Genomic DNA, 12,625 nt, shown 5'->3' on the forward strand with positions numbered 1-12,625 from the left:
TTCCAATTTGGAGAGATTCCAAAAAACCGAAATTATCACTCCTAGAGATTTTCTCGAAAAATTTAATTGAAACAAAAGAATTGGGCCATGTCAAACCTTAACCTGAAAGCCAAACAAACCACCACCTACGATGCAATTGTAATCGGCTCAGGAGCCTCCGGAGGTTGGGCGGCAAAAGAACTTACAGAAAAAGGCCTGAAAACCCTCGTTCTAGAGCGGGGAAGAATGGTTCGACATATTGAAGATTATCCTTCTGCATCGAAAGCACCTTGGGAATTTGAATTCCGAGGTGTAGTTCCAATTGATAAAAGATCCGGAATCGGAGCAGCCAACTGGAAAAGAGAAGAAACCATGCACTGGGCAATGGCAGAGGATGAGCAGCCCTACATAGAGGAAAAACCTTTCCGCTGGTTTCGCGGCTATCATGTCGGGGGAAAATCCTTGCTTTGGGCGAGAGGAACGCAGCGCTGGTCTGACTTTGACTTTGAAGGACCTGCAAGAGACGGTTATGCAGTCGATTGGCCGATTCGGTACAAAGATATGGAGCCTTGGTACAGCTATGTGGAGACTTTTGTAGGTTTCGCAGGCAGTCGGGATGGATTGGATGTCTTGCCTGATCAGATCGTGCAACCGGGATTTGAATTGAGTTGCTTGGAAAAATACTACAGTGAGCAGTTGAAGGAAATGTACGGAGATCGTCATTTGATCCAAGGCCGATGTGCCCACCTCACAGATCCTCAACAAATACATAAAGATCAGGGTCGAAACAGATGCATGAGTCAAAACATGTGTAACCGAGGCTGTGTCTATGGAGGATATTTTTCAGCCAATGCATCGACTTTGCCATGGGCTGAAAAGACAGGAAACTTAACCCTTCGCCCCGATTCAGTGGTGGAATCGATTATTTATGATGAGCAAAAAGGCAAAGCGATCGGTGTTCGCGTTATTGATAGACTGACTCAGGAATCGATCGAATTTTATGCTAAAATCATTTTTCTTAATGCTTCGACGATCAATTCCAATGCAATTTTACTTAACTCCAAGTCTGATAGGTTCCCAAATGGACTCGGAAATGACAGCGGATTGATGGGAAAATTCATCACCTGTCATAATTATCGCGGGAAAGGAAATGCAACGTTTGAAGGCTTTTTGGACAAATTCAACGATGGACGAAATCCGGGTCATGCCTATGTGCCGAGATTCCGCAATGTCTATCGGCAGGAAACTGACTTTCTGCGTGGTTATGCCATCGGCATGTCAGGGAGTCGTCAGCTGGATGGAAATGGCGAATTAATAGGGGATGCGCTTCGAGACAATTTGCTCAACCCAAAGTATGGGAATTGGAGCATGGCGGCTTGGATGCAAGGCGAAATGGTCCCTGAAGAATCTAACCATATTCGACTTTCACCCGATGAAAAAGACAAATACGGAATTCCAAAGCTGATCATGTCAGTGGAGTGGAAAGACAACGACAATAAAATGACAGCCGATTTTGTGCAGCAGCAAAGCGAAATGTATGAGCGAATGGGCTTTAAAAATATTAACGTGACCGATTCCGGAGCTCCTCCAGGTTCGGATATCCACGAAATGGGCGGAGTTCGTATGGGAAATGATCCTAAAACTTCCTTGCTAAATAAGCATAATCAATTGCATCATTGTAAGAATGTATTCGTCACTGATGGTGCTTGCATGACCAGCGGAAGTACACAGAATCCCACCTTGACCTTTATGACCTTGACTGCCCGAGCTGCGAATTTCGCAGTAGAGGAGTTGAATAAAATGAATCTTTAATTAGTATCCCGCAGATCTGCGCTGATTTCAAGCGCTGATTTTCGCTGATAATTCTACGAAAAACAGCGTCTTTTACTGCGGTTATAAGCGGGAAATCAATCCCAAAAACCTATGAAGAAGTCCCATGTTTTCCTACTCCTCGCCTTTGCTTGGATCTTTTCTCCACAAGAAACTTTCGCTCAGAAAAAAGGCGAACCGATGCTTCAAGTTCCGCTTGGAATCGCATCTTACACTTTCCGAAATCAATGGAAAAACGGAGTTCCTCAAACGCTTGATATCATCCAGCAAATGGGTTTCACCGAATTTGAAGGAGGCGCGCCTCAGGGTGTAAGCCCGGAGGATTTCAAAAAAATGCTTTCCGATAGGGGAATTTCGATTCCCTCTACAGGAACAGGCTTTGAAGCTCTGGAATCCGATCCACAGGCAGTTGCTGATAAAGCAAAAGCTTTGGGGACCAGATATGTGATGTGTGCCTGGGTTCCGCACAAAAGAGGGGAATTCAATAAAGCTGACGCCGATCGTGCCATCAAAGCTTTTAATGAGGGTGGTAAAGTTCTAAAAGAAAATGGGATCACTTTCAAATACCATGTGCATGGCTATGAATTTCAGCCCTATGGAAATGGGACGCTGTTTGACTACTTGGTGAAAAATACCGACCCCAAATATGTTTCCCTACAAATGGACATCATGTGGACTCATTTCGGTGGTGGCGATCCAGCTGCTTTGCTGAAAAAATATAAAAAGCGATGGGTATCACTTCACTTGAAAGATTTCAAAAAAGGTGCGCCAAAAGACATGACCGGTTTAACCGGGCCTGAGAATGATGTGCCGCTTGGACAAGGGGAGCTTAATTTTCCGGCTATCCTTCGACAGGCTAATAAAATCGGAATCAAGCACATGTTTATCGAAGATGAAAGCGATCTTGAATTGGAAGCCTTACCAAAAAGCATTGCTTACTTAAAGAGTTTGAAGTATTAAGGTTTCTGCCAATTCCCCGGTTTGTGCCTGCCTGACGGTAGGCAGGTCTTCACAAACCGGAATTTTTTTAAAGTATGTTATCAAGTGAGTGAAGACCTTCCTGCAGAAAACTGGCACTCATTTGAGCCATGTGAACATAAATAGACTTTGTTCAGGTTTTACCGCTTAGGTACTAACCATTCCTGGCTTGCCTTTAGCATTTGAATTTTTTCCTTGGAAAAAGGGACTGTCACAAACTCGTCATTTGCCCAGATTGGAAAGAGATTCTTGTAGAATGGGCTTTCCGGATTGCCCGATTGGCCAGGATTATTTATACCGATGGTTTTTTCCCAATCTTCAGTATCCACTACAATTCGAAAGGAAGCTCCAGAGGTGTTATTATCTCCATATCCATTGGCGCCAGGAGTGAAGCTATATCCTCCCCTCGGGATTGATTCTGTGTTAAGTTTGGCCTGCCAAGTTTCGTTTACTGCCTGGCCGAGTGGATGTCTGATTTGGGCGTGTTTATAATTCGACTGACCGTAGTGCCAGTTTTGGACATTTGCGCCGAGTTTCTGATCAAGCTCTTTTATCGCAGCGACAAAACTCTCCTTCAACACTCGATTCCTTTGAATTATTACCTCGCTGGTGAAAATCAGTTCCGGCTTTTCCATCCATTCCAAAACTCTTGTCATCGGAATGCTACCAAGCCATGGTTTAACCGCTTGAGGAATAAATTTATCATCCAGTTGTCTCCTTAACATACGCTCCCACATCACATACACTCCCGCTTGTACCGAATTTTTATCCAAGATAAAATTCCAAGCTAGTAAAGCTTTTCTCAAAGAATCAGTGGTAGGATCTTCAAATCTAATTTCTTTCAACAAAGGCACTAGTTGTCTAGCAGGAAGAGACAAGTAGTCGTTTTGTAAAGCTCCCATTTCCTCTACAGTGAATTTCTTTTCTTGGCTGAGCATTTCCTTGATCCGCTCCGCACGGAAATTATCCGCCCACTTGAAACCCAAAGCATCGGTATGTGGAAAATCGGGAGGTGTAACATTATTGTTTGCTGTAGCAATAAAACCTGATTTGGGATTGAAAGCATTGGGTAATTCGGTTACCGGTAGGTATCCATCCCATTCGTATCGCCCATCTCCCATTGTTGCGACCAAACCGGAAAAGCCCCTTCTAATTGGCGTGATTGCAGCGGCCTGCCAACCGATATTCCCGTTTTTATCCGCCCAAACCATGTTTTCCGCAGGAATTTGATTGTAAGTGCACGCTTCCCGGAATTCTTCCCAAGTTTTGGATTGATCCATTCTCAGACTGGATAGATAAGGTGCAGAACCCGGTTCCAGCCAAGCGCATTGGACAGCCACAAGTTTATTTAATTCCTCGTCAATGAAAGTTACCGGGCCATGAATGGTGTAGCGATGGGTGACAATTTGAGCTGCTTGACCTTTCACTCGGATGGTATCTTGGATGCTTTTCATGCTGAGCCATTCACCTTTATGCCAGTATTGCTCGGGATTTCCAGGATTCAGGTCATATACTTTTAGGTCTTCATTATCTGTAGAAAAAATGGTCAGGCCCCAAGCCCCATGCTCATTGTGGCCAATAGATACTCCCGGGATGGCGGGTTCGCCGGCCCCGATGACATTCCAACCTGGGGCATTCAAATGAACCCAATAGCGTAAAGAAGGAATTGCCTGTAATCGATGAGGATCATTGGCCATTATGGGAAATCCACTCACTGATTTTTCTCCAGAAATTACCCAATTATTGCTTCCCTGAGCAAAAGCATCTGACTCCAATGTGAATGTCAACTCTTCCTCCAGTAGTGCAGTGGCTTTTTCAAATTCCTTTTCCTCCCTTCTAAAAGAAGTAAGAATATCCTCTGGCCTGAAACTAACCCCTCTTCTAAATGCTTGGTAAGGCGCCAAAATATCCTTCATCAGCAATTCCTCCGTGATACCCGGATCAATATCCAAAATAGGTTCATTGGGATGGAAATAATAGAGTTGTTTAGCTTTTTCTATGCCGATTTTGCTGACAACACGACTGATATTAAGTTCATCGCTGACATTCTCCAATAGACCCTGATGTCTGGAAATGACTGCTTCCCAAGTCCAGAACTCGGGGAGGATATCCAGCATTTGAAATTCTATTGGAAGGGTATCCGGATTTTTTCGGACTTCCTCTATGTAGGAATTGATTCCCGCAACAAAAGCATCCACAATCTCCACACCCCTTGGATGGTAGCGTCGAAGCTCGGTTTCTTTATCCCCTCGAAATTTGAAAAGTCGAACTCCACGATCACGTTCCAATTCTCGTTCCCCGAGGATCTCGGCGAGGGTCCCAGTCGCTTGTCTCCTCCAAAGTTCAAATTGAAAAATACGGTCTTTGGCTGCTAAGTATCCTTGAGCAAAAAACAGGTCTTGCTCGTTTTTCGCATAAATATGATTGATGCCATGTTGATCCCGTATTACCTCTACCTCATCGGTCAATCCGCTAACTAGTAATCCTTGATTTTGGCAAGAGGACAAAAAGAAGGTTTGAGATAAAAGTAGGGCGAATAGAATATGCTTAAAGTTCATTGGGCTTGATTTCAAGCAGGAATATTTATTCTTTACACCAGCTTTTCATTGGAATTGTGATGGTTGGAGAAAAAACTTACTTGATGTAGAGAACTTTGGGCTATTGGGCTATTCGATTTGCAATTTCGAATCTCCGCTATTAGAGATTTGAAATCCGCTATTCGAGATTTGCAATCTCGAATCCCTATCGTAGGATTTGTAATCCGAATAAACACTCAACAAACCAACTTAAACCTGCGGCCACAGCATCATAAGTTCGATTTATGTAGTCATTAGTTTGACCACCTTCGGGGTCGGGAATGAGGTAGAAGCCTAGTTTCCACGGGTTGCACCCACGGTTATTGAAAAGTTTGATCCCTTCGGGATCGTTTGGTTTGCCTATTCAAGATTGCAAATCTCGAATCCCTACAGTAGGATTTGTATCCAAAAACAATAAAAACAAAAATATCAATTCTTACACTGTTAAGATGGATGTTTAGGAGGATAACTTTTCCCAAGTTCAAAACATTGGAAAAGTTTCTTTTTAACTCACATATCTTCCAATGAAAGCCCTTGATATTCTATTTGGTAGTTTTGCAACTTTTCAACCAGACCAGCTGATTTCTGAATTAAATCAGTCAAATTAATTTTAGCTTTATTGACTTTAATTTCAGCTAATACCACTTTTTTTTCAACTGAATTGAAAGCTATCAAGTCTATCTCATTTATATTTTTGGATTCCCAATACGTGCCGATTTCTGAGTACTGCTGGCTTGATTTGAATTGCTCTAAGAAATACCGCTCTAACATTTTTCCCGAAAATGTTGAATATTCTCTCACAACTTGGGCTTTAAGAAACTCGAAATTTCCGATTTCCACCGCACTATAATTTTTGAAAATAAAGCGAAACCAGAAACTTAGGAAATTATCCACAATTTCATATTTGATAGTTCTCCCGGTTGGTTTTGAGAAAATTGGGCGGATTTTTTTAATCAAACTGAAGTCGTTTTCAAGCTTTTCCAAAAAAGGACCTACGCTTATCTCTAAAATGGATTCAATCTCAGGTCTTGAGGTTTTGGAACTAGCGATCAAAGACAGTACAGAAAAATAGGTGGTATAATCTCTTCCAAACTCCTCGATCAGGGTGTTTTTTCCTTCTTCCAAAAACAGGGAATTTTCTGAAAACACCTCCTCAAGCATATCATCCAGAGTAACTGCTTTAGCGGAAACGAAGGTTTCTACGTATTTAGCCACACCTCCAGTTAAAGAAAAGAAGGCAAGTAAATCAGACTTCGTATAATTGGGATTTGCTTCGGCCAGAATTTCTTTGATTACTGATACTTCAAAAGGCTTAATCACCAATTTTGCTGTTGCACGGGAAAAGAGCGGTTCTTTGGAGTTTTCAAATATGTCCTTCATCATGGAATAAACCGATCCGCAAAAAATCAGATTAAGCTTGCTCTCAGATTTTTCTGAATCCCAGATGTTTTGAATTTCGCTGAAAACTGAGGGATTGATTAGTCTGAATTCTTGGAACTCATCTAAAATTAGAGTGAAATTTCGGGTTTTTGACAAATCCATTACCCATGCGAAAAAGTCTCTAAATCGAGTGATTTCTCCGAAAAAGTTGACTTCAAGCGTGTTTTTGACAGCTTCGACAAATTCTTGGCATAGCAATGCCTCACTTTTTTTTGCGACAAAAAGATAAACGGCCAAATGACCTTCCATGTCTTTTTTTAGGAGACTGGTTTTTCCGATCCTTCTCCGGCCTATCACCACTGTCATTTGAGCCGATTGAGTCGATCGCTCCCGAACCTTCTTCAGTTGGTCCAGTTCTTTTTCTCGATTGTAGAATCTCATAGTACAAATCTAGATATTTTTACTGTAACAAAAAATACTGTAATAAAATTTACAATAAATAATTTCTATCCCCAGAGAGCTTTTTCAAAGAGCTTATTACGAAATATTAACTATAAAAAGTTATAAATAGTATGTTTTTAGCGAATCATTTCTTAACTAGATATCTTTAAATTAACTCTTTATGGAAAAGGCTATCTCGTTATTCTTCTCACTTCTTTTCATTTCCTCTGGGTTGACTTTTGCTCAGAAGAAGGGCATGACCATACAAATTGATGGAAAGTCTCAGCACTATCTTACTATTGGCACTGAAGACAGAAAGCTTGGACAGCCCTTAGTTATTTTTGAAAGTGGCCTTGGCACGAATCTGGAAACCTGGCACAGAGTAATAAGTGAGTTGGGCGAAACGACTCCTGTTTTTGCCTATGATCGTGCTGGAATTGGACAATCAGAAGCAATGGAGGAAGTTCCAACTCCTGAAAACAGGACCAAGCAACTGAAAGCTTTACTTGATAAATTGGAATTGACCCCGCCCTATATTTTAGTTGGACAAGCTTGGGGAGGGATTTTGATCAAGGACTTTGCTTCGACTTATCCTCAGGACATTGAAGCAATGATTTATATAGATCCTATCAATCAATCCACGCAAAAGCAAAAGATGGTTTCGCTGTTAGAGAAAGCAGGATTAGAAGGGGAAAGAATCGCTGCTTCCTATTTCAAAATCAAGGAAGATCAACTCAAGTATTCTCCCAAGGGTATTCGGTCTGAGGCCAAAGTACTCCTGGATTTCGAGACAGGAGAAATTTCAAACTCTTCATTATATGATTACCCTAGAAAACCTTCTGTGATTATTGCTGGAGGAATGAAGTCGGAAATCATGTTTGATCCATCAAGCCCACTGGCCGAGGAATTCAAGGATTTAAATCTGATTTTGCAAGCTGATAGAATAGGTGAATTTACGCAGCAGACTATGAAAAATAGTAATTCTGAAATGGTGCTGGTTTCTCAATCTGCACAGTTTTTTACTTTTCAGGAACCAGAAAAACTCGCTTCCATTATTTCTTTTAGATATTTGAATAACCCTTCCAAAAAAATAGTTCAAGCGGCCGAGCGATATTCAACAGAAGAATTTCAAGAATATTTGGATGGCTTGTTGGCTTATTTTCCCAAAAATAAAATCCCTGAAACTATTATCAATGGCTTAGGATATGATCAACTCCGCCGGGATAAACCAGAATATGCTTTTGTATTATTTCAGTACAATGTGGATCGTTTCCCGAATTCTGCCAACGTCTATGACAGCATGGGAGATGGCTTAGTTGCTTTGGGAAAAGCGAAGGAAGCGGTTCCTTATTTTGAGAAAGCTGTAAAAATGGGTGAAGTGAGTAAACACAACGATTTGGAGCTTTTCAAAAAGAACTTGGCCAATGCTAAGGTTGAAAAATGATTGGAATTCGAGAATTGGCTATTCGAGATTTGCAATCTCCCGTTATTCGAGATTTGTAATCTCGAATTCTACCGCAGGATTTATAATCGAAAACAATAAGAACAAAATATCAATCTGAAACGGTTATGAAGGATGTTCATAAGGATAACTTTTCCAAAGTTTTGAATTTCTGGATCATCCTGAGGTTTTTTGCGGAGCTTGGTGATCAAGACATCCATGCTACGGGCGTTGAAAAAGTCGGCTGAACCTTGGGTAAAACCCATAAAAAAACCTGATTTTTGGTTTTGAGTCGTTGAGAAATAGGAAAAAAAACTATAAAGTTTTGAAATTTATGGAAAAAGTATCGAAGCGGTTGGCTTTTAAAATCCTCAAAGAAGTCTTCTTACGGAATGGCAATCTCAGGATTAAAGATAAGTCAAAGGTTGAAAAATTTGGGTCTCAAAAATATAAACAGGGATTTGAAGTGAGGCTTGTGGCTAAGGATGAAGCCGAGTTGGAACGTATTCAGACCGCGATTTCCTGTTTGGATCTTTATGTAGCTAAAACCTATCTTAAAGGGAATCAAATTGTTCAGCCCATCTATGGTGAGGAAATTGCCAGGAAGTTTGAAAAAATAAAGCGTAAAAAGGACTTATCATCATAACCAAGTCAGCTGGCTCTTCGAGAGTTGAAATTTGACCGTTATTCGAGATTTGTAATCTCAATTTCTTAACCTTGGATTTGTAATCCGATAAAACTCTCAACACACCAACTTAAACCCATACCCTCGCACATTCAGAATCTGAATTGTTGGATCTTCTTGTAGTTTTTTACGGAGCTTGGTGATAAACACATCCATACTTCGGGCGTTGAAAAAGTCGTCCGAACCCCAGATTTGATTCAAAATCTTCGTTCGGTCTGTGATGTCATTCGCGTTTTCCAACAGGATTTGCAGCAGTTGGGATTCTCTTGAAGTAAGTGGCTGTTCACTTTCTCCAAGTTTCAGTAATTGCCTTGTTGGATGGAACTCATATTTACCTAATACAATCCAGTCGCTTTGACTTTGGCGAACTCGAATTTTGTCCAATTGAGACTTGATTCGCACAATCAGTTCCTCCATGCTGAAGGGCTTGCGGATGTAGTCATTTGCCCCAAGTCCAAAGCCTTTGACTACATCTTCGGTTTGGCTTTTGGAAGTCAGGAAAATAATCGGGGTGTACGGATCTGTTTTTCGGATTTCGGCAGCGAGTGAAAATCCGTCTTTCTTTGGCATCATCACATCCAAAACGAGCACATCCGGTTTTTGCTGTAGGTAGCATTCCAAAGCTTTTTGTCCATCGCCACAGAGCCGAACTTTGAAATCTCGACTCTCCAGGCTTTCCTGGATGATCGTCCCCAAGGACAATTCATCTTCTGCGAGGATCACATTGATTTTGCTCATGGCCAATAGGTGATAAAAGTGGTCGATTGCTTTCCCGTCTCCAGTTCGATTTTTCCTTCGTGCTTCTCCAAGATCTTTTTTACATAATAAAGTCCGATTCCAAAGCCTTTGACATCGTGCACATCACCTTTTGGAATGCGGTAAAACTGCTCAAAAACTCGTTCTTTTTGCTCAGAATTGATATTTCCTCCATTGTCATGAATTCGAACTTTGTTCATGCCATTTTGATCGAGGCAGATTTGGACTTCTTTTCCACCATATTTTGTCGCATTATCGATCAGATTGGAAATTGCATTCTCAAAGTGAAAAGGATCAGCGAAAATGGTCTTTGGGTTAGCGGGTAAGATCAAATCAATCGATTTCTCTGGTGTCAAAGTTTGGAATTTCTGCACAAGCTGACGTAAAAGTACCTCTGGGTCGATCGCTTCTTTTTTCAATACCAATTGGTAAGAATCCAGGGTGGCGGTTTCCAGAAGTTTTTCTACCATCTGATTCAATTTGAACATCTGGTTTTTAGAAATTCCCAAATATCGATCAGTTTTTGAAGGATCATTTTCGGGATTAAACTGTTGGATTCCTTCGATGGCAGAGAGAGTCGTGGCGATGGGAGTTTTGAATTCGTGGGTGATATTAGCGATCAGATCTTGCTTGATTTCGGCGATTTCCTTTTGATTTTTAATCGTCTGATAGAGGTAATAAAAAGCATAGGCGATGATCCCAAGGAAAAGCAAGGAAGTCAGTATTTCGACGATTCCTCGCTTTAAAATTGTGAGTGCAGTATTTTCAAAATTGAGTTCCAAAGATTGGCCTCGTGGTAGAAAGGTGGAGCGGGAAACCACCTTAAAAGGCATCTCTTCTGCTCGAAGAACAGTTGAAGAATTTTGTTTTTCTTTCCCATTCAGATAAACAAGGCGATAATCGATCTCGATTCTTCTCCTGTCCAGTTCGGACTTTAGGTTTTCTCTGATTTTGTCAACTTCAATGGAATCCCTCGTGATTGAGATTATGATCCGGTTAGTCAGATACTTGATTTGGGTCAAACTGTCGGCAGCTTTTTGTCCCCAAAATACATTCAGATTGTTAATCTGATCAACTCCTCTCCCCTTCGCCGAGTCAATAAAAGTGAATGTTTTCAAGCTATCAGTTCTTACTTCAGACCAAAAAATTGAATCCGGCCGCCCCTTTTCTGCTCCCTCAATTGCTCTGAAGATCATTTTACTTTTGCCAACACGCTCGATAAATGGTTTTGAAATTTCATTAAAAAGTACTGTGTCAGCTGTAAAGAATCTCGCTGGATCAAATCCCTCAGGAAGGGTGTCAACAAGTAGTGGCATTCCCGCCGACTGTTCGAGTTGAAGATTATCTGTCAGTGTGATGACGTTAGTTTTGGCAATTTCTGCATAATAGCTTTCGACTGCATTATCCAGACTTTCCTGAATATCGCTGACTAGCTGGCGCTGAATAATTTCAAACTGAGAATACATTCTCCAGGCTTGGACTCCAATGCTAATCAGCAAAGTAGCTCCTATCAAAATCCCTATCCGCTTGAAATTCAGTTTTTCCACTTCGTAAAATTATGAGGTTAAAGAAGCAGAAAAAACTGAGGTTAACACACGTTAACAGTGCTTAACGCTTGGCTTCTCTAGGTTTATATTGGTTTGTACCGAAAACAAAACGCAATTTCAATCTGAAATAACAACCTACCCTATGACAGCTAAATTTATAACTCTGGTTTTTTTCTTTTTTATGAGTGTGACTATTTCTCCAGCCATTGGTCAAGGCCTCACCGGACGGGCTTACTATAAATCTTCCTCTCAAATCAAGATCTCCATGGATTCTACCAAAATGGCTCCTGAACAGATGGCTGAAATCCAAGCTCAGCTCAAAAAGCAGATGGAGAAAGATTTCATCCTTTCATTTACCCAAACAGAATCCAATTGGAAGCAGGCTGAAAGTCTGGGAGGTGGACCTGCGACAGCATCTTCAGGTGGTATGACCATGGTGATCAATACCGGAAGTGCAGATCGGATGCTTTACAAAAATATCGCTGATCAAGCCTTTGAGCAGGAACAGGAAATGATGGGAAAGGAGTTTCTGGTTAAAGATATTTTAGAGCCTGCTGAATGGGAATTGACTGGTGACACCAAAAAAATCGGGAATTATACCGCTCAAAAGGCTACCTATTCTAAGATCATCGACTCTCAGCAATTTTCTACCGGAATGACAGAAATGGAAAATGTGAAGGATACAATCAATATCACAGCTTGGTTTACTCCGGAGATTCCAGTTTCTCATGGACCTGAAAATTACTTTGGACTGCCGGGATTGATCCTGGAAGTTCAGAATCAAGGCAGAGTTTTGATCTGTGAGCGGATCGAACTGAACCCGTCCGCAAATCCTGTAAAAATCGAAAAGCCAAAAAGAGGCAAAATAGTAAGCAGAGAAGAATTTCGAGTTGTCCAAGAGGAAGGCATGAAGCAGATGATGAATCAATATCAGGGAAAGCCCGGTGAGGGAAATCGGTTTACGATTAGGATAGGAATTTAATCTTGGAGACCTGCCAGGTTTTCAAAACCT

9 protein-coding genes are annotated in these 12,625 nt (G+C 41.2%); 5 read left to right on the top strand and 4 right to left on the bottom strand.

Annotation, left to right across the window (positions count from 1 at the left end; translation table 11 throughout):
* Positions 1-87: 87 nt before the first annotated feature.
* A complete protein-coding gene (locus ACK4HU_RS04480) occupies positions 88-1,791 on the top strand; it encodes a GMC oxidoreductase (RefSeq protein ID WP_409803680.1) in 1,704 nt (567 codons plus the stop codon).
* Positions 1,792-1,902: 111 nt separating this feature from the next.
* Positions 1,903-2,769, top strand: a complete 867-nt coding sequence (locus ACK4HU_RS04485) for a sugar phosphate isomerase/epimerase family protein (protein ID WP_409803682.1) — start codon at positions 1,903-1,905, stop codon at positions 2,767-2,769.
* 158 nt (positions 2,770-2,927) lie between these two features.
* Here the strand turns inward: ACK4HU_RS04485 and ACK4HU_RS04490 are convergent, their stop codons facing one another.
* The gene (locus ACK4HU_RS04490; RefSeq protein ID WP_409803684.1) at positions 2,928-5,345 is read right to left on the bottom strand and encodes a penicillin acylase family protein; all 2,418 of its coding nucleotides are present in this window, start codon (positions 5,343-5,345) and stop codon (positions 2,928-2,930) included.
* A 528-nt stretch (positions 5,346-5,873) separates the two neighbouring features.
* The gene (locus tag ACK4HU_RS04495) at positions 5,874-7,184 is read right to left on the bottom strand and encodes an ATP-binding protein (protein ID WP_409803686.1); all 1,311 of its coding nucleotides are present in this window, start codon (positions 7,182-7,184) and stop codon (positions 5,874-5,876) included.
* Between the two features lie 181 nt (positions 7,185-7,365).
* Here ACK4HU_RS04495 and ACK4HU_RS04500 point away from each other — a divergent pair, with 181 nt between their 5' ends.
* A complete protein-coding gene (locus ACK4HU_RS04500; RefSeq protein ID WP_409803688.1) occupies positions 7,366-8,628 on the top strand; it encodes an alpha/beta fold hydrolase in 1,263 nt (420 codons plus the stop codon).
* 322 nt (positions 8,629-8,950) lie between these two features.
* Entirely contained in the window at positions 8,951-9,271 is a 321-nt protein-coding gene (locus tag ACK4HU_RS04505; RefSeq protein WP_409803690.1) for a hypothetical protein, read from the top strand.
* A 96-nt stretch (positions 9,272-9,367) separates the two neighbouring features.
* Here ACK4HU_RS04505 and ACK4HU_RS04510 read toward each other — a convergent pair whose 3' ends face one another.
* Together ACK4HU_RS04510 and ACK4HU_RS04515 are read right to left on the bottom strand one after the other, a co-directional pair.
* Positions 9,368-10,048 (bottom strand): response regulator transcription factor, encoded by a 681-nt coding sequence (locus ACK4HU_RS04510; RefSeq protein ID WP_409803692.1) that lies wholly within the window; start codon positions 10,046-10,048, stop codon positions 9,368-9,370.
* Entirely contained in the window at positions 10,045-11,613 is a 1,569-nt protein-coding gene (locus ACK4HU_RS04515; RefSeq protein WP_409803694.1) for a sensor histidine kinase, read from the bottom strand. The genes ACK4HU_RS04510 and ACK4HU_RS04515 overlap by 4 nt, the downstream gene beginning before the upstream one ends.
* 142 nt (positions 11,614-11,755) lie before the next feature.
* On the opposite strand from ACK4HU_RS04515, the gene ACK4HU_RS04520 reads away from it, so the two are divergent.
* Entirely contained in the window at positions 11,756-12,595 is an 840-nt protein-coding gene (locus ACK4HU_RS04520) for a GLPGLI family protein (RefSeq protein ID WP_409803696.1), read from the top strand.
* Positions 12,596-12,625: the final 30 nt, after the last annotated feature.

The sequence above is a fragment of the Algoriphagus sp. genome (assembly GCF_046296635.1).
Classification (GTDB): Bacteria; Bacteroidota; Bacteroidia; order Cytophagales; family Cyclobacteriaceae; genus Algoriphagus.

Bases quoted from the DNA above. Each gene is read 5' to 3' on its own strand.
- ACK4HU_RS04480 (WP_409803680.1), top strand. From the start codon at position 88: ATGTCAAACCTTAACCTGAAAGCCAAACAAACCACCACCTACGATGCA.
- ACK4HU_RS04495 (WP_409803686.1), bottom strand. From the start codon at position 7,184: ATGAGATTCTACAATCGAGAAAAAGAACTGGACCAACTGAAGAAGGTT.
- ACK4HU_RS04485 (WP_409803682.1), top strand. From the start codon at position 1,903: ATGAAGAAGTCCCATGTTTTCCTACTCCTCGCCTTTGCTTGGATCTTT.
- ACK4HU_RS04500 (WP_409803688.1), top strand. From the start codon at position 7,366: ATGGAAAAGGCTATCTCGTTATTCTTCTCACTTCTTTTCATTTCCTCT.
- ACK4HU_RS04490 (WP_409803684.1), bottom strand. From the start codon at position 5,345: ATGAACTTTAAGCATATTCTATTCGCCCTACTTTTATCTCAAACCTTC.
- ACK4HU_RS04510 (WP_409803692.1), bottom strand. From the start codon at position 10,048: ATGAGCAAAATCAATGTGATCCTCGCAGAAGATGAATTGTCCTTGGGG.
- ACK4HU_RS04520 (WP_409803696.1), top strand. From the start codon at position 11,756: ATGACAGCTAAATTTATAACTCTGGTTTTTTTCTTTTTTATGAGTGTG.